Origin of the sequence: Martelella lutilitoris (assembly GCF_016598595.1) — a bacterium.
Lineage (GTDB): Bacteria > Pseudomonadota > Alphaproteobacteria > Rhizobiales > Rhizobiaceae > Martelella > Martelella lutilitoris_A.
On sequence record NZ_CP066787.1, the window covers coordinates 99,629 to 125,219 of the forward strand.

Sequence of the window (25,591 nt, forward strand, 5' to 3'; positions counted from 1 at the left end):
TCCCATGCGGCGTTTTTCCCGACGCTTTACCACCCTTTTCGCGAAGGATCATATCCTGCTGCAATCGCGCCTGCCTGCGCCAACCCGAAGCAACGCTCACGCCGCACAACGGTAGAAGCCGCGGAAGCCGGCGGTCAGGCCCGCGTCCAGCTCCAGCGTCAGGTCGGCTTCCTGCATGGTTCCGCCCGCGTTCAGGGCACCGCCACCCGGTGCGCTTACATGCATGGCAAGGCCGTCGGCGCGCGGCGCGGCGCCGGTCGCGATGTCGCCGTCCGAGGAAACGTCGAGGCGCACCAGATCGCCGCTGAGTTTCACCAGGCCGGCCATCCCGTCGCCAACCGAACCGATCGCCAGAACCGCGGGACTGTCCGAGGTATAGGCGAAGGTGCAGATGGGGCCATCGGGGAACAGGCGGGCGATGTCCGCTTCCGTCATGAACCCTGGATCGAGAACCGCGATATTGGCCGTGGAAAGCGCCTGCTCCAGGTTCATCACGTCCCCGGCGGGTGCTTCTTGCGATCCCGACACCACGCCCGACGCCTCGATCTCGTCGACGAGATAACGCATCTCGGCGATTTCCTTGTCCTGGGCATAGACGATTTCATCGGCCAGCTTGCGCACGCGGACATCCTCGATATTGGCCCGGCTCGACGTCATGATGGCGATGGAATGATGCGGGATCATCGCGCGCATGAAGCTGGTATCGCCCACCGTCACCTGGCTGCGCACCAGCCAGAGCGAGGCGGCGAAGGCAAGGACCGCGCCCGCGAAGATCGCGGCATTGATCGCCTTGCTGGAATACATCGACAACATGAATCCGAGCATGATGAAGGCCATTGTCGCGCCCATCAGGACCGCCATGTAGGCTCGCGTCTCCGACCAGAAGACATGCGCCCAGAGGTAGGTATTGAGATACATCAGAATGAACATCACGACCGTCGAGGTCGCGATCATTGCGGCAAATCTCCAATATGACATGAGTGACCTTTCAGATTCGCGTTAAAACAAGGTAACGACCTTCCAGCGCTGGAGGGTTCCCAAGCTTTGGAAAGTCCAGATATGCGGCAGGCGTCAGGAATGGCGTCTGGTCGTGACCAGAAAGATGGTCGAAGCCGAACAGCTGATCAGCAAGAAACCGTTCAGCGCCTCAATCCCCGCCGGAAAGCGCAGATGACCTGTCGGATAGATGTCGCCCAGCCCAAGGGAAGAATAATTCACCACTGAGAAATAGAACACATCCATGAACGAGTTCACGTCAGATTGCGCAAAACCGCCAATGCCCGTCGATTGGCCGATAAAGAAGCCGACCGCGTAGAGCCCTGCCTCGGCAATATGCGCGGCCGCCAGGACGTAAAGGGCGATCAACAGTGCACCTGTGCCGGTGATGTGCTTCCGGTCGGTAAGGTGCATGGCGAATGCCATCGCACGCGCATGCAGGCCGCCGCACAATCCGAAAAGAATGATGGCCAGCCCTGCAGCCAGTGTCATACGCGACTGTCCCTCTTAACCGGCTTCATTCAGCAGAGCGATTTCTTCCTCTTTCGCTGCAAGATCGGCCAGGATAGGGCAGTCGGGCCGGTGGTCTCCGGCGCAGGCATCGACGAGATGCGCAAGCGTCGCGCGCATCTCCGTCAACTCCGCGATCTTCCGGTCAATCCGATCAAGCTGCACTTCGGCGATCTGTTTGACCTCGGAGCTGGTGCGGTCGTCGTCCTCGTAGAGCTTCAGGAGATTGCGGCAATCCTCGATGCTGAAGCCGAGCGCGCGGGCGCGCCCGAGGAATGCCAGCTTGTGCACGTCGCGGTCGCGAAAGCTGCGATAGCCGTTGGCGCTGCGCAGCGGCTTGACCAGCCCGATATCCTCGTAATAGCGGATTGTCTTGGCCGGCAGGCCGGAGCGTTCCGCGACATCTCCGATGTTCATCTCAAAATCCTCCTTATTCGGCAGGGGCGGGGTAAAGGTTGGCGGCCGGGCGGACCGACCTCGTCTCGTCCATTGCGGGGGACACACGGCGGAGCCTGAGCGCGTTGGTCAGCACGAAGACCGAGGACAGCGCCATCGCGCCCGCGGCCAGAACCGGCGACAGCAACAGGCCGAACAGTGGATAGAGCACACCCGCCGCCACCGGGATCAGCGCCACGTTATAGCCAAAGGCCCAGAACAGGTTCTGGCGGATATTGCGCATGGTGCGGGTGGACACCTGATAGGCATTCACCACGCCGCGCAGATCGCCCGACATCAGCACCACATCGGCCGACTCAATCGCCACATCGGTTCCGGTGCCGATGGCGATGCCCACATCCGCATGCGCAAGCGCCGGCGCGTCGTTGATGCCGTCGCCGACGAAGGCCACCTGCCGCCCGCCTTTCCGCAGATCGTCCAGCGCCGCGACCTTGCCATCGGGCAGAACGCCCGCGATCACCTGGTCGATACCGGTTTCCCTTGCAATCGCCTCCGCCGTCTCGCGCTTGTCGCCGGTGATCATGGCGATCTTCAGTCCCAGATCGTGCAGCGCACCGATGGCCGCCGCGCTGGAAGGCTTCACCGGGTCAGCCACCGCGATCACCGCGGCCACCCGCCCGTCGATGGCGGCAAAGAGCGCGGTGCGCCCCTGTTCGGCGAGGCGCGTTTCCGCCTCGGCGAGGGCACCAAGTTCCAACCCTTCGCGGGTCATCAGCCGGTCGGCCCCGACCAGGACATCGCGCCCGGCGACATGCGCGCGGACGCCGTGGCCGGTAATCGACTCGAAGCTCTCCACCTCATGCCGCGCCACGTTTTCGGCCCGGGCCGCGCGGACGATGGCATCGGCAATGGGATGTTCCGACTGCGCCTCGACCGCAGCGACCAGTGCCAGAACTTCGGTCCGGACGAACCCGCCCGACAGCACCATGTCGGTCAGCTCCGGACGGCCTTCGGTGACGGTGCCGGTCTTGTCGACGGCCACGACGCCGATGCCGGACAATTGCTGCAGCGCGTCTCCCTTCCGAAACAGCACGCCCATCTCGGCGGCCCGTCCGGTGCCGACCATGATCGAGGTCGGCGTGGCCAGACCCATCGCGCAGGGGCAGGCGATGATCAGCACCGACACCCCGGCCACCAGCGCATAGGACAGCGCGGGCGAGGGGCCGACGACCAGCCAGACCAGAACCGTCAGCGCCGCGAAGGCCATCACCGCAGGCACGAACCACAGCGTGATCCGGTCGACCATGCCCTGGATCGGCAGCTTGGCGCCCTGCGCCTGTTCGACCATGCGGATGATCTGCGCCAGCGTGGTATCGGCGCCGACGCGCGTGGCGCGGAACTGGAAGGCGCCGGTGCCATTGACCGTGCCGCCCGTGACCGGATCGCCGGTGCCCTTGGCCACCGGCACCGGCTCGCCGGTAATCATGCTTTCATCGACATGGGCGCTGCCGTCGGTCACTTCTCCGTCCACTGCAATCCGCTCGCCGGGACGCACGACGAGGATGTCGCCCGCGCGGATCCTCTCGATCGCCACGTCCTGCGCCTCACCGTCAACGAGAACCCGCGCGGTGCGCGCCTGAAGCCCCAGCAGTTTCTGGATCGCGGCGCCGGTGCGGCCCTTGGCGCGCGCCTCCATCCAGCGGCCCAGCAGGATCAGCACCACGATCACCGCCGCCGCCTCGAAATAGACGGCGCGCGAGCCTTCGGGCAGCAGTGCGGGCGCGAAGAGGGCCACCAGCGAAAAGAGATAGGCCGCCGAGGTGCCGACCGCGACGAGGCTGTTCATGTCCGGCGCGCCCTTGAAGAGCGCCGGGAAGCCCCTGGTGTAGAAGGCACGCCCCGGCCAGGCCAGCACGATGGTGGTCAGCACGAACTGGATCATCCAGCTTGTCTGATGGCCGATGGTGCGCCCGATCAGGTCATGCGCACCCGGCACGACATGTGCGCCCATTTCCAGAAGGAAGACGGGAAGGGCAAAGGCGGCGGCCAGCGCGGTTTTTCGCGCCATCGCCTTGGCCTCGCTGTCCTTGCGGGCGCTGCGATCCTCCGAGGCGGTGTCCTCTGCGGGCTCCGCAGGGTAGCCTGCGTCCTCGGCCGCCTTCAGCAAATCCGCAAGCTCCACCGCCCCTTCGGCATAGGTCACGGTCGCGGTTTCCGAGGCGAGGTTGACGTTGACCTCCAGCACACCGGGTACCGCCGCCAGCGCCTTGTCCACGCGCCCCACGCAGGAGGCGCAGGACATCGACGCCACGTTCAGACGCACATCCTGGGTCCGTGCCGGATAACCCGCCTCATCCAGCGCTGTCATGACGTCGGAGATCCGCTCGGGCGCATCGATCTGCGCCTGCGCGGTCTCATTGGCGAGGTTCACATGGACGTCATCGACGCCCGGCAGCGCGGACAGGGTCCGCTCGACCCGTCCGATACATGAAGCGCAAGACATGTTCTGCACGGAAAGCCGAAGGGTTTGCGAATCGGGCATGGCGGACTCCTGTCTGGATTTGTCCGAAAGATAGGGGTTCCACCTGATGGAAGGTCAATAGGGTTCAAAAATATTCCATTCCGTCCTTGACCTTCCTGCGGTGGAAGACCTCACCTGAACTGGAATTCGAAGGAGATAGGCATGACCAGATTGAGCGTACCGGACATGAGCTGCGGGCACTGCACCGCTGCAATCGAGAAGGCGATCAAGGCAATTGATCCAACCGCCAGGGTTTCCTGTGACCTTGGGGCGCATATTGTCGAGGTGGAGAGCTTTCTAAGCGAGCGGGCCGTGTCCGAAGCAATTCGCGATGCCGGCTATGATGCAAAAACACCGGCAGCGACCTGATACGAAAGCGACCTGATACGAAAAATGGCGCCGGCGGGTCCGGCGCCATTCCAACATCTGATCTGGCGAGCGAGATCAGTCGCTTTCCCGTGTCTTGTCGACCAGAGCCTCCAGTTGATCCTGTTCGACAAAGCCGGGCACGAGGTCGTCTCCGATCACGAAAGACGGTGTTCCGTTAAAGCCGAGCGCCTGGGACAGGCGCATCGACTCGTCGATATGCTCCTGCACTTCGGGTTCGTCCATATCGGTACGAAGTCGTTTGACGTCGAGCCCGATCTCCTCGGCCAGGCGCATGACCGATGCTTCCTCGGCACGTTCTTCCATACCCATCAGCGCCCAGTGAAACTCCTCGTATTTGTCCTGTTCCCTCGCGGCCAGGGCGGCTTTGGCCGCGAAGACAGACCCTTCGCTGAGAATGGGCCATTCGCGATAGACGAGCCGGACATCCTGGTCGGCATCGAGCAGCCCCTGAACCTCGGACATGGCCCGTCTGCAGTAGGGACAGTTGTAGTCGAAGAATTCCACGACCGTGACATCGCCGTCGGGATTTCCGAGGACCGGCGCGTTCGGATCATGTTCGAGCGACTGGCGCTGGTTCTTCAGAACGTCGGCAGCTGCGTCTGCCTGCGTAGCCGCCTGCTGCTGTTCGAGCAACTGCACGGCTTCCATGATGATCTGCGGGTTTTCCCGGATCGCTTCCAGCGCCAGTTCCTTGATCCGAGCATCGCTCAGATCTTGCGCGAAGCCGGCAATCGGCGCGATAGCCAGACCAAGCGCCAGGGCTGTGGTTTTCATCGGGTGCATTGTCAATTTCCTTCTCTCTGGGCTTCGGCGGCGCTGCGTTCGGCCTGAATCTGCCGTTGCCGATCCGGCCATGTGGATTTGATATAGGCGAGGATATTCCAGATCTGATCGTCGGTCAGTTGGTCGCCGAAACCGGGCATGCCGCTTTCAAAATCGACGCCCTGTGCGGCGAGGGCCGCCTTGCCGCCGAGCTTGGTGTAGTCGAAGAGCACGCTGTCAGAATGGTGCCATGTATGACCCGTTTCGTCATGCGGTGGGGCGGGCAACACGCCAGCCGGGCCCGGTGAATGCCAGTCGGGCTGACCCTCGAGATTCGCGCCGTGGCAGGAGGCGCAGTAGCCCTGGTAGAGGTCCTCGCCCTGCGCCAGATCGAAGTCTTCCGGAGCAGCACTGGTTTGGGTGCCGGCCTGCGTCATGAGCCAGGCACGTGCTGCCGCACCGGACACCAGAATGACGGTCAGGATCAGGTATTTCCGCATCATGTCACCTCGAGCCACGTCATCATGCCCGAAGCCGCATGGCTCAGCATATGACAGTGAAACAGCCATTTTCCCGGGTTGTCGGCGACAAAGGCAATGGTCCGGGTCTCGCCGCCGAGCATCAGCAGCGTATCGCGGAAGGGACCAAGGGCCGCGTCCTTGGTCACCTCGCGGAAATGCATCCCGTGCAGGTGCATTGCATGGGGGAAGGACGTGTCGTTGTAGATTTCCAGCTTGATCGTCTCACCCACGGGCACGCTCACGAGCGGGGTGTCGGTCATCCCGATCGTCCCGTTGAAGGACCAGAACTGGTTTGCCTCGACCAACTGGCGAAAGCTCTTGCGTTCGCCGTCGAGGGTGGCGGCATCGAGTGTGCCCATTGCCCCGCCCTGCATATTGAGCCGCGCCGTTACCGCTTTTTCCATGCCGGATATGTCCATGCGTGGGTTCGGGGGCAGGGGATGTGGCGACCCGCGCCGCGCCGCCGCCGCGCGGCCCGATACCGGAAACGCCACCTGTGAGACGCCCTCCTGATCCTCGACGCGCACAAGATGCGCTGTCTCGCCCGACGCCGCTGTGACGTCCACGATCAGATCGGCGCGCTGGCCCGGCCCAATGATCAGCACCTCACTTACTGGCTTGGGCTCGGACAGCGGCATGCCATCAAGGGCCACGGTCCAGCCTTCCATCCCGAAAATCGAAAGAACGAATATCCGGGCGTTGGCGGCATTGATCAGCCGCAGCCGCAGGCGTTCGTTCTGCTTCACGTCCAGCGACAGATCAAAGCGCCCGTTGGTGGCGATGAAGTTGCCGCGCCGCCCGGCATGGCTGCGATCATGGCGTGACGTGAAGTCGGGGTCGATCTGTGCCGTTTCGGGATCGAGAAGCCAGTCGTCGAGGATCAATACCTCCTCGCGGTCGATATCCGGCGCCTCGGGCTCTTCCACGATCAGCGCACCATAGAGTCCGCGCGCGACCTGCTCGGTTGACCGGTTGTGCGCGTGATACCAGTAGGTGCCGGCGTCCGGCACCACGAAATCATAGTCGAAACCCTGTCCCGGTTCGACAGCTGGCTGCGTCAGCCCGGGAACCCCGTCCATCGCGTTGTCGATGCGGATCCCGTGCCAATGAACCGAACTTGCCTGCGGCAGTTCGTTCAGGAACGATCTCTGGATGCGGGCGCCTTGAGCCATCCGCAACTCGGGTCCCGGCATCGCGCCGTCATAGCCCCAGATTTCAGTCTTGGGATAGGTTGGGGGTGCAAGTTGGACGCGCGCGGGCCGGGCCTTGAGTTCGGCAAAGCGTGGCGTTGCAGCACGCGCCAGGGCCGGAACGGCCAGAGCCGCAATCGTCGCCGCGCCCTGCTCAAGAAATTCTCGCCGTGTCGTCATCTTTTCCGTGTCCTTGAAATGTGCGGGGCGATACGCCGCCCCGCCCGTGTCAATCGATGGTTTTGCCGATACTCGGCCTCCCCGCCAAAGCCCTGCCTTCCGGTACATCGCTGTCGAGAAGATAGATCGCCATCGCTTTCAAATCGGACTTTGAGAGGAACCGCGTTCCGTTCTGGACAACCTCACCCATGCTGCCGCCGAACACGTCTCCTGACGGGGTAACACCACTTTGCAGAGCATATGACAGATTGGCGACGGTCCATCCGCGATCTGCCAGATCGTCGGACAGGATTGATGGTGCCTTGTTTCCACCGGGCAGGTCGTCGTTGCCGGCAAAAACGGCATCTGGCATCCGGCCGCCCGCGAGGTTCCGACCGGTGTGACAGGCCCCGCAATGGGCGGCGCCGCGCACGAGTTGCCGGCCGCGGTTCCAGTCGACGCTCTTTCCTTCCACCGGTTCGGTCTGCGGATCATGCATGAAAAGCGCACGCCATAGTTTCAGGCCCCAGCGTTGGTTGAACGGGAAACCGACATCGTGCGGTGGTGCGGGGTTGGTTACCGGTGCGACGGTCTGGAATGCTGCCCACATATCGGCGACGTCCTGATCGGAAAAATCCGCATAGAACGGATAGGTGAATGCCGGAAACAAGGGCTCGCCATCGGGCGAAACGCCCTGCCTGACAGTCATCGCGAAGTCAGACAGGCTCCAGTCTCCGATGCCGTGCTCGGGATCGGTGGTTATGTTCGGCGGGTAGAAGACGCCAAACGGGGTTTCGAGCGGGGCACCGCCCGCCAGCGGAGCGCCGCCATCCTCGAAATTCGTGTGACAGGCGATGCAACCGCTCGCGCGCGCCAGATAGGCACCGCGCTGGACATCGCCGGTCAACTCGATCTCGGCGGGCGGTCGGCCAATCGGCCAAACCACCAACGCCGCGATTGCCGCCGTGCCGGAAAGGGCAAGGACGGCAACACCTGCAAGAACCCGCCTCATGTCATTTCACCTTCGCGCGGAAGCGGGTGTGACAGGACGAACAGGTGTCGCTGACCTTCGCGAAAACCGCGTTGGCGGGCATCTCGGCCAGTTCTTCGCGCCCCATCGTGTCATCGGCCATCATGTCACCACTGCCCATCATCGAGTTGGCTCCCATCATGTCGGAGCCGCCCATCATGGCGCTTGTATTCGACTTGGTGTCCGACTGACTTGCGGGTGCGTTGTCAGCGGCAAGAGCCAGGCCTTCGGCGTATCTGTGCAACTCCTCGGCCAGGCCTGCAAAGCTCTCCCAATCGTTCCATATGGCGTCTTTCGCGACCGATGGCATGCCTGCGCTGCCGTCCGGGAACAGACGGGTCATGGCATCGCCAGCGTGCATGCCGATGGTTTCCGCAGCGTGCCGCACGGTATCAGCATCATACCCCGTCTCGCCGCTCATCATCGGGGCGACCGTGTTTCACGGCCTTGCCCATTGCCGACATCGCGTCCATGCGCTCCTTCACGATACCGGTCGCGCCGCTATGGGCGAGCGCCGCCGATGCCACGCCGACAAGCACGGCGGAAGTGATAATCCCTGTAGGTTTCATGTCATTGTCCTTCAAATCCTGATTTCGAGACGGGTCCGATCACGTGAGGAGGCCGGACCTTCGTGGTCGCGGCACGCCTGACGGGGTGTGCGCGCTCTGAATCCACCGTGATCGCCGCAAGTGCGCAGTCAATTCCCGGATGGCAATGTCCGAATGCCTCCTGGATGACAGTATGATCTTCGCCATGATCATCGTCGACCACGGCGTGCGTTGAGCTTGTCGCGGCGGGAGCAGAAGAATGGGCTTCAGCGCCCTGAGGGGTCAAGCCGAATGCGAAAAGCGCGCAGAGAATCATCGCGCGTAGCAAGCCGACAGGTTCGATTTTGCGTCTTTCGTTCAAAAGATGCCGTTTTCCTTCTGAAGCTCACGAATGTAACGCGTGATCATTTTCACGTCGCCATCGGTCACACCCTCCACCGCCGGCATGTTGCCGAAGTTCCAGTGATGCGCACGGACGCCGTTTTTTGCCGCGAGGACGAATGCCATGTCGGAGTGATGGTTTGGCTCATAGGTCTTGTGTACAAGCGGTGGGGCGACGCCGTTCTGGCCCGCCGCATTCGCACCATGACACTCGGCGCATTTGGCGTCGAACGCCCGCTTTCCGATCTGCGCGTCCGCCGACAGTTCGGCGGGAAGCGCCACCTCGACGATCGGTGCGCCCTCGGCCAGGGTGCTGGTATCGGGCGGAATCATCGAATGGCCCGTGCCTTGCGTCGCCCGTTGCGTCGCATTCCAGTAGACCGCAACCCCCCCGACGAGAAAGAAGGCGACGATCGCCAGCAATGTCTTGTTCATACTTTTCTTGCCCCTCGCAACCGAATGCTTCGGTCAAATAAGTTTGACCTGTGTACCAACCGGCGATCTGTCGAAAACCCCGACAATTTGTTCGTTATAAAGGCCGATACAGCCATTCGACGATTTGCGACCGATCTTGCGCGTGTCGTTGGTGCCGTGAATGCGATAGTACTGCCAACTCAGGTGCATGGCACGAATACCCAGCGGATTGTCCGGCCCGGGCGCCACATAGCGCGGCAGCGTCGGATCGCGCTCGATCATCGAGGGTGTCGGCGCCCAATCGGGGGCCTCATCCTTGAAGACCACTTCGGTATAACCGCGGCGTGTCAGCTCGTCGGACAACGGCACCGAGGTGGGATAGATACGCATCTCCCCATCGGCAGTCCAATGCTGGAGCACCCTGGTGTTCGTGTCCGAGAGCAGGATGCCTTTGCCAAGGCTGTCGAAGTGATCCTGCCAAGCGTGTAGCCGGAAGGAAGACATGTTGCGCCTCACCACGGACGCTTCCTCCGCCCGAAGGAGTGTTGGGGTCGCCAGCGCGATAACACCGCTGGCACCCGCCGCCAGAAATCCGCGCCGGTTGAGGGGCTTTTCGCCATTTTTTATCATAACCTGCTCTCACATCTATTTCTTGCCTGTTTTAGCGGGATAAACCACCTTCCAGCACCGGAAGGTCAAGCAGATGCCCCCTGACAAGACCGTGATTTTTGTATCGGTTTGTATCGTTGACCTTCCGGCGCAGGAAGGCTTTAGCCCATCTCCTGTATGCTTGGAGATGCAACGAAAATGAATGAATCTGAAACTCCTGTTGAGAAATCGAGCACGATGCCGGTGATGAAATACGCCATGTGGGCCTGCTGCGCGGTAATGCTGCTTCCAATCGCAGCGTTCGTGATGACGGGGGGACTTGCGGGCGGATTGACCTCCGGGCTCTACGTCTTCGCACCTCTGCTTTTGTGCGTCGCCGCACATTTGATCATGCATCAGATGATGGGAAAATCATGCCATGATACGAAGAGCGAGCGGACCGATGATGTTGCGATCCAGGTGGATCAAAAAGTAGCCGCCAATTAGGCCGGGGTGAGATTGGGTATCGTTCGCCGTCTTCTGCCGCTTTGGGCGATGCTCTTACTTGGCGCCTGCGCCCAGACCATCGCGCAATGCGAGCGAAGCGGTGATGTCCGGCTCTCTTCGAGCGGTCAGGTGGCCGACCTGCCTGCAGGTTGTGAGGTAAAGGAAATAACGGGCAGTGGGCTGGCAGTGCTTGAATGTCGGGACGGCAGGGAGGGCTTCGCCTTCGCTTTGGAATAGTTGTGAAGGTGACGGGATATGATTGAAGGACGGCGGAATACATTGGCAGTTCTTGCGACTGTTGCGGCCGCCTACGCCGGGTTTTGGTATTTTCCGGAACTCGGTTCGACCGAACTCAACTTCGAGGACGTTCAATACCCGCGGGGCTTTCGCAGGCTGTCCGCCAGCGAAAGCTCGAGCGGCTTCGATCTCTTCATCGGAATGAACGCCATGGGTCCGGATAGTCTGGCGGATGCCGAAGCGCGGGTCAGGGCAGATATCTGCGGTGCGCTCTACGGCGATGACCTGTCTGCAACACAGCGCGTTCCGGTGGCGTTTTTTACAGAGTATTATTGCCCTTATTGCCGTGTTCAGACCAGGACGCTTGCGGCGCTCGATGCACGTCCCGACAGCAACCTGCGTGCCATCTGGCACGAATTGCCGCTTCTCGGGCAATCGTCGGAGGTCGCGGCCAAGGCGGCGCTGGCGGCGAAACGCCAGGGTGCCTATGTCGCATTTCATGAACGGCTCATGAAATCCTCGTTTGTGGCGACACCGGAATATTTACAGGCTTTGGCGCGAGACATCGGTGTCGATCACCAACGTCTGATTACCGACATGCGAAGCGCCCCTGTTACCGAAGAATTGGAAAACAGTGCTGCTCTCGCACGGGTATTCGGCATTTTTGGAACGCCCGCCCTGATAATCGGGCGAACGATCATCCAGGGCCAGATCGATGAGAAGACCATTCTGCGTGTTGCCGAGATGGAAATCGAGGAAGATTGGACGTCCCAGTGTCAGACAGCGTGATGAACAAATTCTCGCGGCTTTTCGTCGCAAAGCTGATTCTGCTGGTCTGCCTCGGTTTTCTCGGCGCGGGGCTGGCCAGTATGTCGAACGCCGCCGAATCCGGGAGCTTTTCCAACCCGGCTCTCGAGGCGCGTCTGATCGCAGCCGAAAACGGAGTCGGCCCGAACGCGACGTCCCTGTCCGCCGGGCTGCATCTGGAGTTGGGCGAGGGCTGGAAGACCTATTGGCGGTCCCCGGGCGAGGTCGGCATCCCGCCCTCGATCGACTGGGCGGGATCGGAGAATGTGGAAGAGGTCGAATTGCTCTGGCCCGCCCCGGAACGGTTCACGGCCTTCGGGATCGAGAATTTCGGATATCACGACGAGGTCGTATTTCCGCTGCGTATCGCATTGTCCGACCCCGGCGCGCCGGTGCGATTGAACGCCAATGTCACGCTTCTGACCTGCTCGACCGTTTGCGTCCCGCAGGAGTTCACACTGACCCTGTCGCTGCCACGAGCCAGCGGAATCGACGCGGATGCGGCGGCGCTCATCTCGGCCTATGCCGAAAAGGTGCCGGAGGAGGGGGCTGAGAGCGGTATCTCGATCCAGTCGGCCTATCTCGACCCGGACATGACCGCCCTGACGCTGGTCGCACACAGTGAGCGTCCCTTCGCGGGCCCGGATGTCTTTCCCGAACTGGGCGCGGGCACGGCATTCGGCAAGCCGGATATTCGTCTGGGCGACGGGGGCCGTCTGCTCTGGGCCCGATTGCCCGTTCTGAGCGCGGCCGCGGATCTGCCCGATCTGCGGATCACCGTGACCGATGGCGACCGTGCGGCCAGCCTGTTCACGGAGTTGGCCGATGCAGCACCGCAGCCGCCCTTCGCCCTGGACCGCGTGCTGCCGGGTCTGGCGGAACTGGCCTGGATCGCCGCAATCGCCTTCCTCGGCGGTCTTGTCCTGAACGTCATGCCCTGCGTGCTGCCGGTGCTCTCCATCAAGCTGTCCTCGGCGATGAAGAGCCGCGACCAGGGCGTGGGCCGTATTCGCAAGGGGTTTGCCGTCTCCGCACTCGGCGTTCTGGCGTTCATGTGGTCGCTCGCCGCTTTGACCCTCGCGGCGCGCGGTCTGGGGATGACCGTGGGCTGGGGGCTGCAATTCCAGAACCCCGTATTCTTGGCGGTGATGTTCATTGTCCTGGCCGTGTTTTCCGCCAACCTTTTCGGGGCATTCGAAATCGAGCTGCCGTCTTCCTTGCAGACCCGGCTCGCCCGCGCCGGCGGTGGCAAAGGCTATAGCGGCGACTTTGCGACAGGTGCCTTTGCCGCCATCCTCGCGACACCCTGTTCGGCGCCGTTCCTGGGCACGGCTGTTGCCTTTGCGCTGGCCGGGCGGCTGCTCGATATCGCGGTGATCTTCACGGCCCTGGGGATCGGTCTGGCCTTGCCCTATCTCATCGTTGCCGCGTTTCCGGCGGCGATCTCGCGCCTGCCGAAACCGGGCCGCTGGATGCTGTGGCTGAAGATCCTGCTGGGGCTGGCATTGGCGGGCACAGCCGGCTGGCTGTTCTGGGTGCTGATCGGTGTCGGTGGCATGACGTCCGCGCTTGCGGTTCTGACAGCCAGCGCAGTCCTCGTCGTGATTCTGTCTTTCAGTCGCCTGGCCGCAGGTGCTCGCTTGTCCGGGGCTGCGGCCACGGGCGCGTTGGCCATCTTCCTGGCGGGATTCCTTTCTGCGGCCGGCACGCCGAACGCCAAGCCGGCGACGGACTGGGCCGCATTCGACCGTCGAGAAATTCCGAAGCTCGTGTCGCGCGGAGAGGTGGTTTTCGTGGATGTGACCGCCGATTGGTGTCTCACCTGCAAGGCCAACAAGGCGCTCGTGCTTGACCGCGCGCCGGTTCGAACGGCCCTTCGCGCGCCGGGCGTGACGGCGATGCAGGCCGATTGGACCCGGCCCGACGAGGCAATCTCGCGCTATCTGGAGACCTTCGACCGCTACGGTATTCCGTTCAACGCTGTCTATGGACCCGGCGCTCCCGAGGGTATCGTCCTGCCCGAGCTCCTGTCGTCCGAAGCGGTTCTATCAGCGCTCGAGAAGGCGGCGGAGCGCGCGGTGGCGTCGGGCGGATAGGGCGCGCTCTTCATGTGGGGAGGCATCAATAAACTGCCACGGAAAGGAGGTTCGATGAGTTCCGAAACAGAATTCCATATTCGTGGACACGGATCGCACATGCCGACAAGCGGGCGGGGTATGGTCATCTCGGCCTGGCTGACCGGCGTCTATTTCATCATTGAGCTTGGTATCGGGCTCTGGACCGGATCGATCGCTGTCCTGTCGGATGCATTCCACACGTTTTCCGCCGTGGGCGGAATCCTCGTCGCCGTGGGCGCGGCCCGGCTTTCCCGGCGGCCTGCCGATGCAACATTCAGCTTTGGCTGGTACCGCTCCGAAATCCTCGGCGCGCTGGTGAATGGCGGGTTCCTGGCCGGAATGGCCTTCGTCGTTATCTATATGGCCGCGATGCGGCTGAACGCGCCCATCGACCTGCCGACAGGGCCAATGCTGCTTGCTGCAGCCGGGGGTCTTGTGACGGAGTTCATTTCGCTTGGCCTCATCTGGAAACAGAGCCGGAGCGACATGAACGTGCGCGGCGCGCTCTGGCACATCATCCAGACCTTCGTGGGCAGCCTGCTCATCATCGTCACGGCGCTGGTGATCCGCTTTACCGGTTTCCTGATGATCGACCCACTTCTGGGCATGGCTTTCGGCTTCGTGCTGCTCTGGGCCAGCTGGGGCATCCTGCGGGATGCGGCGCGGCTCTTGATGGAGGCAGCGCCGAGCGAGATAGATTTGAACTCGGTGATCGCGGATCTGGAAGCGCTCGACGGTGTGCACGACGCGCATCATGTCCACGCATGGACATTGACCAGCGGGCGGAACGTGTTTTCGGCGCACCTTCGCGTGGGTGACGGCGTGGACCCGCAGGCGGTGCAACGACGGGCGCACCGCTTGCTGCGCCGCGATCACGGCTTCTTCTTCGTAACGCTCCAGACTGAAACCGAGTGTCTGGACGAGTCGGGTGCCGAGACGATCGATATCACCTCGGGCCATCAGGTCGGCCATGTCTGACGGTTCGCTCCGCTTGTGGCTGGCACGCAAGCTGATCGGGCGCATCGTCGCCCGGGCGGCGGGGCGCGGCCTTGCCACGCGCGGCCTGCGCGACACGGAGGGGTGCGAGATCCGTTGGCTGACGCCCGAAATCGAGGCATTCGTGGTGGCGATGACCGCGGAAACCGTCCGCCTTCGCCCCCATGCGCAGCAGGCAGAGCTTCCGACTTTCGGTAGCCGGCTGATGGTGGAAATGGCGATCTGGACGATTGCAGCCGACCGCAGCCTGCGCGCTTGTGGCATCGCGCCCGAGACCGCGCGACAGGTGGTCGCCGATCTCGGCTGGGACATCTACCGGCGGATGCTGGCGCTCAGCGCATTGCCCGTGCGCCTGCTCACCCGCGATTCCGGCCGTCGGCTGCGCTGGACCATCCGCGCGCTGCTGGTGTTTCCCTTCGCGCCCTCCGGTGCGCCGGGTTACGCCGTTCGGGTCAGCCGGGACGGGGACGACCTGTTCACGCATTTCACCCATTGCCCGCCGCAGAGCTTCGTGCGCCGCATCGCCCGGGCGGAGGACGATCCTGAGTCGCTGGAGTCGTTCCGGCAGAGCTGGTGCCGCTACGACTGGCCCGGTGCCGACGTCATCGCCGGGGATGGCCAGCGCGGTCACTATCGCCGCCGGCGTACTCTGTCCCATGGCGACCCGGTCTGCGACATGTGCTGGATCGGGAACGCGAGCCGCGACGCAATAAGTGGCCAGGAGGACCGCGACGAGCCGGCGGCGTCCTGAGAGCGTGAACGAGAGAGGATCAGAACCGACCCATGCGCACCATCCTGTTACTGCTTCTCATCACCTTCTCGGAGGCGACAATCGGCGTCTTCGTCAAGCTGACAGGCGGTCTGATCCCGATCCACACGGTGAATTTCTACGCCATCCTCACGGCCGCGCTGTTCCTCATGATTCTGATGCCGTTCGCAACCGGGAACCCGCTTCGCGTTCCGTGGAAGAACCTCAAGGACACCGCCATCATCGGTATGCTGATCGCCACCCAGATCAGCGTCTTCAATTACGCCATGACCCTGGTGCCGATTGCCAACGCGGTCATTTTCTGGAGTATCGCGCCGTTCTTCACCTTCATATTCTCGGCGCTGTTTCTCGATGAGAAAGCAAGCTGGGGTCACTACCTGACCTTCGCGGTCGCCATCATGGGCATTGTTCTCGCGAAACCGCTGGAGGGCGGATACATGGTCGGAAATCTTGTCGCGCTTGCCGATGGGGCGATCTATGCCGCGATGATCACCTACATGCGCCACGAAGGCAAATCCGAGACCGGTAACGACATCGCCTGGTCCATGCTTGTTGCCGCCCTCGTGCTGTCGCCGGTGCTGGTGATCTTCGGACCCGGCGACATCATGGCAATGACAGTCAATGAGCGGATCGGCATTGCTGCTCCGGCCGGGCTCTGGGCGCTGATGCTGGGACTGGTCTCTACCGGGTTCGCCTATTTCGGCATCTCGCTTGTGCTGAAGACGCTGAACGCCAACGTCTATTCGCTGGTCGACATCATCGTATCGCCGGTGGTTGCGGCAACGCTGGGCTTTCTCGTATTCGGAGAGGTCCCGGCGACGGGCATGATCTATGGCGGCGCGTTGCTTCTGACGGCCGGGTTCGTCCTGACCCGTCTGACCACCCGGGACGATCCAAACCTTGCGGCGCATCCCTGTCAGTGCACCTGATCGCATTGGCAGGGAAACCATAGCGCTGTTTCGGCCTCAGCCGGGCAGCTCTGACATCGCCTGCCGGATTTCCTGCGCACGCGGGTCGTCGGGAGGCAGGGTCTCGGCGAGCCTGTTGGCGGTCAGATATGCCTCCCGCGCCTTCGCCGCCTCACCGAGGACGCGATAGGCGTTGCCCAGTCGCATCCAGCCATCCAGGTCATCAGGGTCGTCCCGCAGCCGCTCGGCCAGCCGCTCAACCATCGAGCGAATAAAGGCGGCCCTGTCGTCCTCGCTCATGTCCGCTGCGGCGGCGACATCGCCCGCGGTGGGGCCCGGCGTATCGCCGCCAGCCGTGGGCGCGAATGCCGCGAGGCTGACCGGCTCGCGGCCGAGCGTCTCGCCGATGCTGTTGGCCTGCGCGACGAACGCCTCCATCCAGGGCGCGGGGCCATTGGCCGCGTCCAGCCGGGCAATCAGCAGATCGTGGGCCTCCGCGCCGTCGCCCGCCTGATCGAGCGCGATGGCCTCGTAGTACGTGGCCGCCGGATTGGACGGATCCATGTCGCGTGCCCGTCCGATGGCCGCGCGGGCCGCGGGCGTCACGATCCCGTCATCCGCGGCGATCAGCGCCTCGGCGTATTGCGACAGGATGGCCGAACTGGCATCCGGGCGCTCGGTCACGTTCTCCATGGCGGATACCGCATCCCTGTAGCGGCCCATGCGCATGTAGGTTTGGCCAAGCAACATCCACCCCTCGGTCGGGCCACCGCCCGGATCGCTTTGCAGGCGCTCCAGCAAACGTACCGTCAACCCGGCGATTTCAACCTGCTGGTTTCGCTCCGCCTCACGCTCGGCGAACGCGATGCTCGGCATGTCGGGCGATCCCAGTTGCAGGTAGAGCGCTGCCGCGGCCACAGGCACCGTCAAGGCGGTCGCCCAGACGACGACGCCGGCGGAGCGACCCGACATGGCCGGCCGCGCGCGTTGGCCTTTCCGTTCCAGCGACAGGATACGCCGCTTGATCTCGATCCGGGCGGCGCGGGCTTCCTCCGGCGAGATCAGGCCGCGTTCCGCATCGGCGTCCACCTCCCGCAGCTGATCGGAGAGGATGGAAATGGAGCCGTCGGTTCGGTCGGAAACCTTCGATCCGAAGGACCGCAGTGGAAGCAGCAGGAAACCTGCGGCAAGCAGCGCCAGAAACGCAAAGACAATCCAGAGCATCACGGCTCATTCCTTTCGCGCTGCGCCAACAGTTCGGAAACCCGGCGCTCTTCTTCGGCGCTCAGGCCTGCCTTCGCCTTGCGCCGACCGGACCTGGCAAGGACCGCGACCACACCGCCGGCCCCCAGCAAAAAGAGTGCGAGCGGCGTCAACCAAAGAGCATAGGTTTCCGGTTTGAATGGCGGTTTCAACAGGACATAATCGCCATAGCGCGCCTGAATGTAATCCAGCACCTGCTGATCGGTGTCTCCGGCAACCAGCCTTTCACGGACCAGCAGCCGCAGATCGCGCGCAACGCCCGCGTTCGAGCTGTCGATGTCCTGGTTCTGGCAGACCACACAGCGCAAGTCTTTGGAGATCTCTCTCGCACGGGTCTCAAGGATCGGATCAGCCAGCATTTCGTCGGGTTCGACGGCATGGGAGGCAAGCGGCAAGGCGATCACGATCAGGATCGTCAGCACGACAATTCGGATCATGTTCCCGCTCCTGTTGCAGCACGTGCCTGCGCGAGCGCGGTTGCGAACTTCTCTTCCGCCTCTGCGCCGACGACCGGGCCGACATAGCGGAAAAGAACCGTGCCGTTGCCCGAGACGATGAAGGTTTCCGGCACGCCTGAAATGCCCCACTCGATCCCGGCGCGGCCGTTCAGATCGGATCCGATCCGCTCATAGGGGTTGCCCAGGTTCTCCAGCCAGGCGCGCGCGTCCTCGGGCTTGTCCTTGTAGTTGATGCCCATGAGTCGCACGCCGCCCTGTTCGACCATTCGGGTCAGGACCGCATGTTCGGCCCGGCAGGGGACGCACCAGGAGGCGAAGACATTGACCACGACCGGCGCAGGATTGTCCGTCAGGTCCGCCCGTGACAGGCCGGGCACACCCACGTGATCCACCGGCGCCAGATCGAATTCCGGTGCCGGCTGAGAGATCAGCACCGACGGGATCGCGTTCGGGTCGCGGCTTGGATTGAGGCCCCAGAGAAAGAAACCGCCGACAATCAGCGCAATCAGGATCGGCAGGGCGGCGAGGGCTCGGGTCATGGACTTACTCCGCCGGCGTTGCTTGTGGTTTCGGAATAGTAGCGCGGCGCGGCGCACCGACCCGCAGGCGCCGATCCGAAAGCGACAGACCGCCGCCCAGCACCAGAAGCGCCGCCCCGATCCAGATGAAATTGACCAGCGGCTCGTAGAGGATTCGCAAGGTCCAGGCCCCAGATTGCGCCGCGCCCTCCGCGGCCGGCTCGGCCAGCGAGGCGTAGAGGTCGCCCGCCAGCGTCGAGCGGATGGCAGATTCGGTGGTCGTGCTCTGGGCGACCGGATAGAAACGGCGCTCGGGGTAGAGTGTCGTGACGGGTGCACCATCGCGCGTGACCACCAGCGTGCCGCGGTCGGCGACATAGTTCGGACCCTGCACCCTTTGGACACCGTCGAAGCGCACGTCGAAACCTGCGATCTCGGTCACGGCGCCGGATTGGACGAAAACAATTTTCTCGGATTTCCAGGCGCTCGACCCGACGAAGCCGAAGACCGCCACGGCAAGTCCCGCGTGTGCCAGCGTCATGCCGTGGGCCGCGCGGGGCAGGTTGCGCGCCCTCCGAACAGCCTGCGCGAACGGCACATCGAAGAGTCTGATCCGGGCCGCCCATTCCCGCAATGTCGCCAGAAGGAGCCAGGTGGCTATCGCGATTGGAAGATAGGCCAGGGCGGGCCCGCCCTCGGTCAGGTACCAGACCGCAAGTGCGGCCAGCCCTGACAGCAGCGCGACAAAGCGCAGGCGCTGGAATACCCCCTTCAGGTCGGCGCGTTTCCACGACAGGAGCGGCCCGACGGCCATGATCGCCAGCAACGGCAGCATGATCGGTATGAAGGACGCGTTGAAGAACGGTGGTCCGACCGAAATCTTCTGATCGGCCAGGGCTTCGGTGAACAGCGGATAGAGCGTGCCGACCAGCACGGTTCCGGTGGCCACGACCAGCAGCAGGTTGTTGATCAAGAGGCCACCCTCGCGACTGATCGGCGCGAAGAGGCCGCCGCCTTCCATCGACGGGGCGCGCCAGGCATAGAGCGCGAGCGAGCCGCCGATGGAGAGGCCCAGCAGGCCGAGAATGTAGAGGCCTCGTTCGGGATCGACGGCGAAGGCGTGGACGGATGTCAGAAGGCCCGACCGGACGATGAACGTGCCCAGCAGAGACAGCGAGAATGTCAGGATGGCCAGCAGGATCGTCCAGCTTTTGAAGGCATCGCGCTTTTCGGTGACGATGGCCGAATGCAACAGCGCCGTGCCCAGAAGCCAGGGCATGAAGCTGACATTCTCCACCGGATCCCAGAACCACCAACCGCCCCAGCCCAGTTCGTAGTAGGCCCACCATGATCCGAGCGCGATGCCCGCCGTCAGGCTCATCCAAGCCGCCAGCGTCCACGGCCTGACCCAGCGGGCCCAGGCCGCGTCGACACGGCCCTCGATCAGTGCGGCAACCGCGAAGGAGAAGACGATCGAGAACCCGACATACCCGAAATAGAGAAGCGGCGGATGCATCGCCAGCCCCACATCCTGCAGCAGCGGATTGAGGTCGTTGCCATCCAGCGGCGGCGGGAACACACGTTCGAACGGGTTGGAGGTCAGCAGCAGGAAGGATAGGAATCCCGTGCTGATCCAGGCTTGCACGGACAGGGTCCGCGCCTTCAGCGCATCGGGAATGTTCGTCCCGAGCAGGGCGACACCTGCGCCGAAAGCCGCGAGGATCAGCACCCAGAGCAGCAGAGACCCCTCATGGCTTCCCCAGGTCCCTGCGATCTTGTAGAGCATCGGCTTGAGCGAATGCGAGTTCTCGACGACATTCGCCACCGTGAAATCGCTGACCATGAAGGAGCGCATGAGGGCGGCGAACGCGATACCGATGAAAACCAGCTGAGCGAGCGCCGATGTCCGCGCACTCCGCATCCAGACCAGATCGCCGCGCGAGGCGCCGAGGATCGGTAGAACGCTTTGCACCAGGGCAATGATCAGCGCCAGTGCCAGCGCGAATTGTCCGATTTCAGGTGTCATGTCGATTCCTCGTCAATCTCTCGTTTTGGCGGTGCATGCCGCCTTCCCGGACTGGAACGTCAAGTCCGGTATCGGCACCCGGTCTCACATTGCCGTTAGTTGGATCATTGCCGTTTACCCGGTCCGGCCTACGGCATTACGGCGAACTGATGGGCGGTACTGTTCGTGGCAATCGTCTGGCGAAGCTCCAGCGTCTCGGGATCGAGAATCCACAGTTCCGGCTTGCCGGCACTGCTCACCAGCAAGGCATCCTCAACGCGCGCCATGTGGTAAGGTTCAGGTCCGACGTTGACTTCCAGGCGTTCACCGGTCGACCGGTCGACACGCACAACGAGATTGCGTTCACGCGCGCTCGACCAGATCGCGTCCGGGTCAACCGCTACGCCATGCAATTCTCCGCCGATGTCGAACCTGTCGAGGATCTCGCCGCTGTCGGCATCGACGATGGAAACGGTTCCGTTGAAGGATTCGCTGACGATCAGTTGACGGGTATCGGCATCGAGCTGGATGTGCTTGGGTGGCCCCTGCAGCTTGAAATTTCGCGTCACGATCCCGTCCTCCGGATCAAGCACACTGATCGTTGCGTTGCCGGCGTTGGAGACAAGGAAGTTTCCGGTCTTCGGATCGGCGACCGCATATTCCGGAATCGGGCCGGTGGCGACCGTCGCGGTGACCTGGCCACTCTCAAGGTCAATTACCGAAACAGCATCGAGCCCGGGGTGGGTCACGGCGGCAAACCGTTCATCCGACGAAATCCCGACATGGTGAACGATGCCCGGCACCTCGATTCGGCGCCGAATTTCGCGACTGTCAGCGTCAACCAGCGTTACCAGACTTACCGCGTCCGGCTTGGCCGTGTTTCCACCCCCGTGATGGGCCGCGTGCTCCTCTTCCGAGACGGCGGCCGGCTTGGCCACATCGCCGGGTGTGGATTCCGACAGGCTGCCGGCCACCAGTATGCCCCGTTCGGGCGCACCGGCGAGACCGTGGACGTTATCGAGCCCTTCGATGCGACCCATCTCATTGAAGGATCGATCCAGATGAAGCACTGTTCCGAGCTCGCCTTCGGGGATGTAGACGTCGGCAATCGCGGCGCTGCCGGTCATCAAGACCGCACTGAGTGTCAGGGTCGTGATGCGCATGATGTATTTCCTTTCATGGGTGTAATTGCGTCTATCGAGAACGTACGGACGGGATTGCGACTATCAAGACAGCCTCGCGGCCTTTCATGTAAGCGTTTGTCGCAATGCCGGAGCCTGTTACAGTGAGAGACAATTTTTTCGTGTAAAGACGGGCAAACACCGACGTGCCGGGCTGACGAGGACTCCGACCGGCACTTTCAGTACCGGTCCGGTTCCGTACACATCATCGTTTTCGGGCCTCCAGTTTGGCCAGCCGCCGCTCGAATTCATCCTCGTCGATTTCGCCGCGGGCATAGCGTTCACGAAGGACATCCATCGCAGTCTGACCATTCCCGGTGTCGGAGCGGTTGGAAAAGCCGCGAACCGCAAGAAAAATCAGACCGATGATAAGTGCCCAGAAAATCACCATCATCAGGCCTCCAAAGATACCGTGCCCACCCCACATCATGTGGCCGGAGCCATCGTAGATATCGGCCATGCCCGGCGTTGCGACGAAGAGGAGCGATCCTGCAGAGATGACTGAGCCGTTGAGTTTCATGTCGTTGTCCTTTCCTGTTTCAGGGGTTCCGGTCCCAGCGGCAGCGTCACGGTCGCCACGAGGCCGCCTTCTGCCCGGTTGGTGAGGCCAATGTCCCCGCCATGCGCCCGGACGATCGTCCGGGCGATGGACAGTCCAAGTCCGGTGCCGCCGGTCTCTCTCGAGCGGGATTTCTCAAGCCTGAAATAGGGCTCGAAGACCTGTTCAAGCTCGCCGTCCGGTATACCGGGGCCATTGTCAGCGACGCGGATAATGGCGTGATCGTCCTCGCGTCCATAGCTGACATCAACCATTCCGCCATAGCGTTCGGCATTGTCGATGAGGTTGCGAAGCGCGCGCCGGACTGATTGCGACCGCAAGCGCAGGTGAATGGTTTCGCCCTCCTTCAGAGAAAAACCGTTCAGCATATCGGCGCGGAGTTGACCCAGAAACGCGCCCATTTCGACGGTCTCGTAGTCTTCCGAGCTTGTGATCCCGCGCGCGAAGGAAAGCGTCGAGTCCACCATCTCCTGCATCTCCTCGATTGAGGTTATGAGGCTGTCGCGTGTTTCCCGCTCGTCGACCATCTCCGAGCGAACGCGGAGTGCCGTGAGAGGCGAGCGCAGGTCATGTCCAAGGGCCGCGAGAAGCCGGGTCCGGTCCGCGAGGAAGCGGGTCAGCCGGGCCTGCATCCGGTTGAATGTCCGGGTCAGGTCGCGCACCTCGGCGGGTCCGATCAAGGGCAGTGGTCTGACATTTTCGCCGCGCCCGAGACTGTCGGCGGCACGGGACACGCGCAAGAGCGGGCCAGTCAGACGGGTCAGAAGAAACCAGCAGGCGGCAACAAGAATAATGGCAGCCGTGAGCCCGAAGCTCAGGAAAGAGGCCCAGGGCCATTGCAGGGGCGGGCGCTCGAACCGCGTGCCGACATTGAGCCACTGTCCGCCCGTCAGGGCGATGGACAGCTGCATCTCGATGGCCGACAGATCGCCCCGCATCATCGCCAGATGCATTTCCGCCATCTCGGGCGCCATATGCGGCATCGGAAGGATGCCGTGATCGACCTCGTGCACCTCCACGCGAATTTCACGGTTGTCCTTGGCTCCGAGAAGACCACGCACTCTTGCCTCGATAGCACCGCTGTCCGCGTGGCTGTCGTGATCGACGGTCGGTGTATCAGACAGGTCAAAGCGCACCAGCGGTGAATTCGCCGCGCGCAGAATGGCCGGTTCCAGCGTTGCCGGCGCTTCCTCGATCAACCGCGCGACGTTCGCGGCCCGCCCCGCTGCCTCGAAGCCGAGCGCGGCCCGCACGGCCAGGCCGCGCTCGTCAACGAACAACCAGAGGCTGACCGCTTGGGCGGCGGCGAGTGCCGCGATGATTAACAGGACCAGTTGGCCGCGCAGACTGTCAAAGAAGCGCCACATCAATCCAACTCCGTCACATCGGCGGCAAGGCAATATCCGCCACCGCGCACGGTCGTGATCAGCCGGGGCCTGGATGGATCGGCCTCGATCTTTCTGCGAAGGCGGCTGATCTGATTGTCGATCGTCCGATCGAGCGGGGAGGCCGCGCGCCCTGCAGTGAGATCGAGAAGCTGATCACGGTTGAGGACGAGGCGGGGCCGTTCGAGCAAGACAACCAGAAGCTTGAGTTCCGAACCGGTGAGATCGATTTGCGCACCGTTTTCATCGGTCAACAACCGGCTGTCGGTATCGAGAGTCCATTGTGCGAATGCGATGCGTCTTCCCGAGAGTTTTCCGGCATAGGTCTCGGGCAGGGATGAACGCCGCAGGATGGCCTTGATCCGCGCAAGCAGCTCTCGCGGATTGAATGGTTTGGCCAGATAGTCGTCCGCGCCGATTTCGAGCCCGACGATGCGATCCGTCTCTTCGCCAAGCGCCGTCAGCATCAGGATCGGTACGCCACCCGTGGATGACAGACGGCGGCAGACCGACAGCCCGTCCTCGCCGGGCATCATGACATCCAGAACGATCAGATCGTACTGACCCATCGCGAGCTTGGCGTCCATCTCGACCGCATCCCGCGCCGAGGTCGCACGCAGGCCGTTCTTCTCCAGATAGCGCGAAACCGAGTCTCGGATTTCGCGATGATCGTCGACGACGAGGATATGAGGCTGATCGTTCATGTTCTTCCTTCTAACGGTTGCCGCATTGGTTTCCCGAAGAGATTTGTCACGAAATGTAACAGGGGCGGCGCTTGTGACACGGCGATACAATACCGTTGTTTCCTCGCATTTCATCACGGCCTAACGCTGCCATATGAAATCTATCGAAACCGAAACATGAGGAGATAACGATGACCCGCAAAACCCTGCTCGCAGCGACCGTTTTGGCCGCAACTGCAATCGGAGGAGCCGCGATCGCGGATTCCAATCACGGACATGGGGGCCAGTCCGGCCCGAAGGATCGCGCTGGCATGATGCAGGGCGGTTCCGGAATGATGGGCAACATGGGCGGCATGTCCGATATGATGGGCATGATGAAGCGCATGCACGGCCAGATGATGGGCGGCGGCATGATGGGCGGAATGGGTCCGATGGGCGGCGGAATGATGCAGATGTTCGACGCTGACGGCGACGGCACGGTGACGCCCGAGGAAATGCGCGCCGGACTGCAGGCCAAGCTGACCGAATACGACAGCGACGGTGACGGCACCCTGTCTATCGAGGAATTCGAGGCGCTGCACAGCGCGATGATCCGCGAGATGATGGTGGATCGCTTCCAGCATCTGGATGCCGATGGCGACGGCGCCATCACAGCCGAAGAAATGGCGGCGCCGGCCGACAAGATGGAGCGCATGCAGAAGATGCGCGACGCAATGGGGCAGATGCAGCCCGGCGAGAGCCCCGGCATGGGCGACGGCGACATGATGAACAACGATTGAGCGCTTTCGGGCG

Annotated in this window: 28 protein-coding genes; 8 read left to right on the plus strand and 20 right to left on the minus strand. The window is 62.8% G+C overall.

What is annotated here, in order from left to right; translation table 11 throughout:
* Window positions 1–96: 96 nt before the first annotated feature.
* The 4 genes from JET14_RS21205 to JET14_RS21220 all read right to left on the minus strand — a co-directional run bounded on the left by JET14_RS21205 (window position 97) and on the right by JET14_RS21220 (window position 4,444).
* On the minus strand, window positions 97–978 hold the full coding sequence (locus JET14_RS21205; protein ID WP_200338210.1) for a DUF305 domain-containing protein: 882 nt from the start codon (window positions 976–978) through the stop codon (window positions 97–99).
* Between the two features lie 93 nt (window positions 979–1,071).
* A complete protein-coding gene (locus JET14_RS21210) occupies window positions 1,072–1,488 on the minus strand; it encodes a two pore domain potassium channel family protein (RefSeq protein ID WP_200338211.1) in 417 nt (138 codons plus the stop codon).
* Window positions 1,489–1,503: 15 nt separating this feature from the next.
* Complete coding sequence (gene cueR / locus JET14_RS21215) at window positions 1,504–1,923, minus strand: Cu(I)-responsive transcriptional regulator (protein WP_018065824.1); 420 nt, start codon at window positions 1,921–1,923, stop codon at window positions 1,504–1,506.
* 13 nt (window positions 1,924–1,936) lie between these two features.
* Complete coding sequence (locus JET14_RS21220; protein WP_018065823.1) at window positions 1,937–4,444, minus strand: heavy metal translocating P-type ATPase; 2,508 nt, start codon at window positions 4,442–4,444, stop codon at window positions 1,937–1,939.
* 141 nt (window positions 4,445–4,585) lie between these two features.
* Between JET14_RS21220 and JET14_RS21225 the strand changes: the two genes are divergently transcribed.
* Window positions 4,586–4,792 (plus strand): heavy-metal-associated domain-containing protein, encoded by a 207-nt coding sequence (locus JET14_RS21225; protein WP_018065822.1) that lies wholly within the window; start codon window positions 4,586–4,588, stop codon window positions 4,790–4,792.
* 75 nt (window positions 4,793–4,867) lie between these two features.
* Here the strand turns inward: JET14_RS21225 and JET14_RS21230 are convergent, their stop codons facing one another.
* The 8 genes from JET14_RS21230 to JET14_RS21260 form a co-directional block, all read right to left on the minus strand.
* Complete coding sequence (locus JET14_RS21230; protein WP_018065821.1) at window positions 4,868–5,596, minus strand: DsbA family protein; 729 nt, start codon at window positions 5,594–5,596, stop codon at window positions 4,868–4,870.
* A 2-nt stretch (window positions 5,597–5,598) separates the two neighbouring features.
* Entirely contained in the window at window positions 5,599–6,078 is a 480-nt protein-coding gene (locus tag JET14_RS21235) for a c-type cytochrome (RefSeq protein ID WP_200338212.1), read from the minus strand.
* Window positions 6,075–7,466, minus strand: coding sequence for a multicopper oxidase family protein (locus tag JET14_RS21240; RefSeq protein WP_200338213.1), 1,392 nt, complete (start codon window positions 7,464–7,466; stop codon window positions 6,075–6,077). The genes JET14_RS21235 and JET14_RS21240 overlap by 4 nt, the downstream gene beginning before the upstream one ends.
* Before the next feature lie 49 nt (window positions 7,467–7,515).
* The gene (locus JET14_RS21245; RefSeq protein WP_200338214.1) at window positions 7,516–8,457 is read right to left on the minus strand and encodes a cytochrome c; all 942 of its coding nucleotides are present in this window, start codon (window positions 8,455–8,457) and stop codon (window positions 7,516–7,518) included.
* A gap of 1 nt (window position 8,458) precedes the next feature.
* Window positions 8,459–8,896 carry a cytochrome c gene (locus tag JET14_RS21250; RefSeq protein ID WP_210162258.1) on the minus strand — a complete coding sequence of 146 codons (438 nt, stop codon included), beginning with the start codon at window positions 8,894–8,896 and terminating at the stop codon, window positions 8,459–8,461.
* The gene (locus JET14_RS22995) at window positions 8,874–9,044 is read right to left on the minus strand and encodes a hypothetical protein (RefSeq protein WP_207903860.1); all 171 of its coding nucleotides are present in this window, start codon (window positions 9,042–9,044) and stop codon (window positions 8,874–8,876) included. Before JET14_RS22995 ends, JET14_RS21250 begins: the two co-directional genes overlap by 23 nt.
* Window positions 9,045–9,380: 336 nt before the next feature.
* Window positions 9,381–9,839 carry a c-type cytochrome gene (locus tag JET14_RS21255; protein ID WP_200338215.1) on the minus strand — a complete coding sequence of 153 codons (459 nt, stop codon included), beginning with the start codon at window positions 9,837–9,839 and terminating at the stop codon, window positions 9,381–9,383.
* A gap of 33 nt (window positions 9,840–9,872) precedes the next feature.
* On the minus strand, window positions 9,873–10,448 hold the full coding sequence (locus JET14_RS21260; protein ID WP_018065816.1) for a L,D-transpeptidase: 576 nt from the start codon (window positions 10,446–10,448) through the stop codon (window positions 9,873–9,875).
* A 177-nt stretch (window positions 10,449–10,625) separates the two neighbouring features.
* On the opposite strand from JET14_RS21260, the gene JET14_RS21265 reads away from it, so the two are divergent.
* The 6 genes from JET14_RS21265 to JET14_RS21290 all read left to right on the plus strand — a co-directional run bounded on the left by JET14_RS21265 (window position 10,626) and on the right by JET14_RS21290 (window position 16,768).
* Window positions 10,626–10,913, plus strand: coding sequence for a DUF2933 domain-containing protein (locus JET14_RS21265; protein ID WP_207903861.1), 288 nt, complete (start codon window positions 10,626–10,628; stop codon window positions 10,911–10,913).
* A 255-nt stretch (window positions 10,914–11,168) separates the two neighbouring features.
* The gene (locus JET14_RS21270; protein WP_018065813.1) at window positions 11,169–11,939 is read left to right on the plus strand and encodes a DsbA family protein; all 771 of its coding nucleotides are present in this window, start codon (window positions 11,169–11,171) and stop codon (window positions 11,937–11,939) included.
* Entirely contained in the window at window positions 11,939–14,053 is a 2,115-nt protein-coding gene (locus tag JET14_RS21275) for a protein-disulfide reductase DsbD family protein (protein ID WP_018065812.1), read from the plus strand. Before JET14_RS21270 ends, JET14_RS21275 begins: the two co-directional genes overlap by 1 nt.
* Window positions 14,054–14,173: 120 nt before the next feature.
* A complete protein-coding gene (locus tag JET14_RS21280; protein ID WP_018065811.1) occupies window positions 14,174–15,052 on the plus strand; it encodes a cation diffusion facilitator family transporter in 879 nt (292 codons plus the stop codon).
* On the plus strand, window positions 15,045–15,821 hold the full coding sequence (locus JET14_RS21285) for a hypothetical protein (RefSeq protein ID WP_018065810.1): 777 nt from the start codon (window positions 15,045–15,047) through the stop codon (window positions 15,819–15,821). The genes JET14_RS21280 and JET14_RS21285 overlap by 8 nt, the downstream gene beginning before the upstream one ends.
* Window positions 15,822–15,853: 32 nt before the next feature.
* Window positions 15,854–16,768 carry an EamA family transporter gene (locus JET14_RS21290; protein WP_018065809.1) on the plus strand — a complete coding sequence of 305 codons (915 nt, stop codon included), beginning with the start codon at window positions 15,854–15,856 and terminating at the stop codon, window positions 16,766–16,768.
* 36 nt (window positions 16,769–16,804) lie between these two features.
* On the opposite strand, the gene ccmI is transcribed toward JET14_RS21290, so the two are convergent.
* The 8 genes from ccmI to JET14_RS21330 all read right to left on the minus strand — a co-directional run bounded on the left by ccmI (window position 16,805) and on the right by JET14_RS21330 (window position 24,820).
* Window positions 16,805–17,971, minus strand: coding sequence for a c-type cytochrome biogenesis protein CcmI (gene ccmI, locus JET14_RS21295; RefSeq protein WP_018065808.1), 1,167 nt, complete (start codon window positions 17,969–17,971; stop codon window positions 16,805–16,807).
* Entirely contained in the window at window positions 17,971–18,447 is a 477-nt protein-coding gene (locus JET14_RS21300) for a cytochrome c-type biogenesis protein (protein ID WP_018065807.1), read from the minus strand. The genes ccmI and JET14_RS21300 overlap by 1 nt, the downstream gene beginning before the upstream one ends.
* Window positions 18,444–19,007, minus strand: a complete 564-nt coding sequence (locus tag JET14_RS21305) for a DsbE family thiol:disulfide interchange protein (RefSeq protein WP_018065806.1) — start codon at window positions 19,005–19,007, stop codon at window positions 18,444–18,446. Before JET14_RS21305 ends, JET14_RS21300 begins: the two co-directional genes overlap by 4 nt.
* A 4-nt stretch (window positions 19,008–19,011) precedes the next feature.
* Window positions 19,012–21,012 carry a heme lyase CcmF/NrfE family subunit gene (locus JET14_RS21310; protein ID WP_018065805.1) on the minus strand — a complete coding sequence of 667 codons (2,001 nt, stop codon included), beginning with the start codon at window positions 21,010–21,012 and terminating at the stop codon, window positions 19,012–19,014.
* 128 nt (window positions 21,013–21,140) lie between these two features.
* The gene (locus tag JET14_RS21315) at window positions 21,141–22,154 is read right to left on the minus strand and encodes a hypothetical protein (protein ID WP_200338216.1); all 1,014 of its coding nucleotides are present in this window, start codon (window positions 22,152–22,154) and stop codon (window positions 21,141–21,143) included.
* Window positions 22,155–22,377: 223 nt separating this feature from the next.
* A complete protein-coding gene (locus JET14_RS21320) occupies window positions 22,378–22,692 on the minus strand; it encodes an SHOCT domain-containing protein (RefSeq protein ID WP_018065803.1) in 315 nt (104 codons plus the stop codon).
* A complete protein-coding gene (locus tag JET14_RS21325) occupies window positions 22,689–24,098 on the minus strand; it encodes an ATP-binding protein (protein WP_018065802.1) in 1,410 nt (469 codons plus the stop codon). The genes JET14_RS21320 and JET14_RS21325 overlap by 4 nt, the downstream gene beginning before the upstream one ends.
* On the minus strand, window positions 24,098–24,820 hold the full coding sequence (locus tag JET14_RS21330) for a response regulator (protein WP_018065801.1): 723 nt from the start codon (window positions 24,818–24,820) through the stop codon (window positions 24,098–24,100). Before JET14_RS21330 ends, JET14_RS21325 begins: the two co-directional genes overlap by 1 nt.
* Window positions 24,821–24,990: 170 nt before the next feature.
* Between JET14_RS21330 and JET14_RS21335 the strand changes: the two genes are divergently transcribed.
* Window positions 24,991–25,578: an EF-hand domain-containing protein gene (locus tag JET14_RS21335; RefSeq protein ID WP_018065800.1), complete on the plus strand. Its 588-nt coding sequence runs from the start codon at window positions 24,991–24,993 to the stop codon at window positions 25,576–25,578.
* Window positions 25,579–25,591: the final 13 nt, after the last annotated feature.

Excerpts from the sequence above, each read along its gene's own strand:
- JET14_RS21230 (WP_018065821.1), bottom strand. The coding sequence starts at position 5,596 with ATGCACCCGATGAAAACCACAGCCCTGGCGCTTGGTCTGGCTATCGCG.
- JET14_RS21335 (WP_018065800.1), top strand. The coding sequence starts at position 24,991 with ATGACCCGCAAAACCCTGCTCGCAGCGACCGTTTTGGCCGCAACTGCA.
- JET14_RS21305 (WP_018065806.1), bottom strand. The coding sequence starts at position 19,007 with ATGACCCGAGCCCTCGCCGCCCTGCCGATCCTGATTGCGCTGATTGTC.
- JET14_RS21220 (WP_018065823.1), bottom strand. The coding sequence starts at position 4,444 with ATGCCCGATTCGCAAACCCTTCGGCTTTCCGTGCAGAACATGTCTTGC.
- JET14_RS21260 (WP_018065816.1), bottom strand. The coding sequence starts at position 10,448 with ATGATAAAAAATGGCGAAAAGCCCCTCAACCGGCGCGGATTTCTGGCG.
- JET14_RS21250 (WP_210162258.1), bottom strand. The coding sequence starts at position 8,896 with ATGAGCGGCGAGACGGGGTATGATGCTGATACCGTGCGGCACGCTGCG.
- JET14_RS21330 (WP_018065801.1), bottom strand. The coding sequence starts at position 24,820 with ATGAACGATCAGCCTCATATCCTCGTCGTCGACGATCATCGCGAAATC.
- JET14_RS21310 (WP_018065805.1), bottom strand. The coding sequence starts at position 21,012 with ATGACACCTGAAATCGGACAATTCGCGCTGGCACTGGCGCTGATCATT.
- JET14_RS22995 (WP_207903860.1), bottom strand. The coding sequence starts at position 9,044 with ATGAAACCTACAGGGATTATCACTTCCGCCGTGCTTGTCGGCGTGGCA.
- JET14_RS21300 (WP_018065807.1), bottom strand. The coding sequence starts at position 18,447 with ATGATCCGAATTGTCGTGCTGACGATCCTGATCGTGATCGCCTTGCCG.
- JET14_RS21240 (WP_200338213.1), bottom strand. The coding sequence starts at position 7,466 with ATGACGACACGGCGAGAATTTCTTGAGCAGGGCGCGGCGACGATTGCG.
- cueR (WP_018065824.1), bottom strand. The coding sequence starts at position 1,923 with ATGAACATCGGAGATGTCGCGGAACGCTCCGGCCTGCCGGCCAAGACA.
- JET14_RS21320 (WP_018065803.1), bottom strand. The coding sequence starts at position 22,692 with ATGAAACTCAACGGCTCAGTCATCTCTGCAGGATCGCTCCTCTTCGTC.
- JET14_RS21275 (WP_018065812.1), top strand. The coding sequence starts at position 11,939 with ATGAACAAATTCTCGCGGCTTTTCGTCGCAAAGCTGATTCTGCTGGTC.
- JET14_RS21245 (WP_200338214.1), bottom strand. The coding sequence starts at position 8,457 with ATGAGGCGGGTTCTTGCAGGTGTTGCCGTCCTTGCCCTTTCCGGCACG.
- JET14_RS21210 (WP_200338211.1), bottom strand. The coding sequence starts at position 1,488 with ATGACACTGGCTGCAGGGCTGGCCATCATTCTTTTCGGATTGTGCGGC.
- JET14_RS21235 (WP_200338212.1), bottom strand. The coding sequence starts at position 6,078 with ATGATGCGGAAATACCTGATCCTGACCGTCATTCTGGTGTCCGGTGCG.
- JET14_RS21205 (WP_200338210.1), bottom strand. The coding sequence starts at position 978 with ATGTCATATTGGAGATTTGCCGCAATGATCGCGACCTCGACGGTCGTG.
- JET14_RS21285 (WP_018065810.1), top strand. The coding sequence starts at position 15,045 with ATGTCTGACGGTTCGCTCCGCTTGTGGCTGGCACGCAAGCTGATCGGG.
- JET14_RS21315 (WP_200338216.1), bottom strand. The coding sequence starts at position 22,154 with ATGCGCATCACGACCCTGACACTCAGTGCGGTCTTGATGACCGGCAGC.
- JET14_RS21255 (WP_200338215.1), bottom strand. The coding sequence starts at position 9,839 with ATGAACAAGACATTGCTGGCGATCGTCGCCTTCTTTCTCGTCGGGGGG.
- JET14_RS21225 (WP_018065822.1), top strand. The coding sequence starts at position 4,586 with ATGACCAGATTGAGCGTACCGGACATGAGCTGCGGGCACTGCACCGCT.
- ccmI (WP_018065808.1), bottom strand. The coding sequence starts at position 17,971 with ATGCTCTGGATTGTCTTTGCGTTTCTGGCGCTGCTTGCCGCAGGTTTC.
- JET14_RS21265 (WP_207903861.1), top strand. The coding sequence starts at position 10,626 with ATGAATGAATCTGAAACTCCTGTTGAGAAATCGAGCACGATGCCGGTG.
- JET14_RS21280 (WP_018065811.1), top strand. The coding sequence starts at position 14,174 with ATGGTCATCTCGGCCTGGCTGACCGGCGTCTATTTCATCATTGAGCTT.
- JET14_RS21270 (WP_018065813.1), top strand. The coding sequence starts at position 11,169 with ATGATTGAAGGACGGCGGAATACATTGGCAGTTCTTGCGACTGTTGCG.
- JET14_RS21290 (WP_018065809.1), top strand. The coding sequence starts at position 15,854 with ATGCGCACCATCCTGTTACTGCTTCTCATCACCTTCTCGGAGGCGACA.
- JET14_RS21325 (WP_018065802.1), bottom strand. The coding sequence starts at position 24,098 with ATGTGGCGCTTCTTTGACAGTCTGCGCGGCCAACTGGTCCTGTTAATC.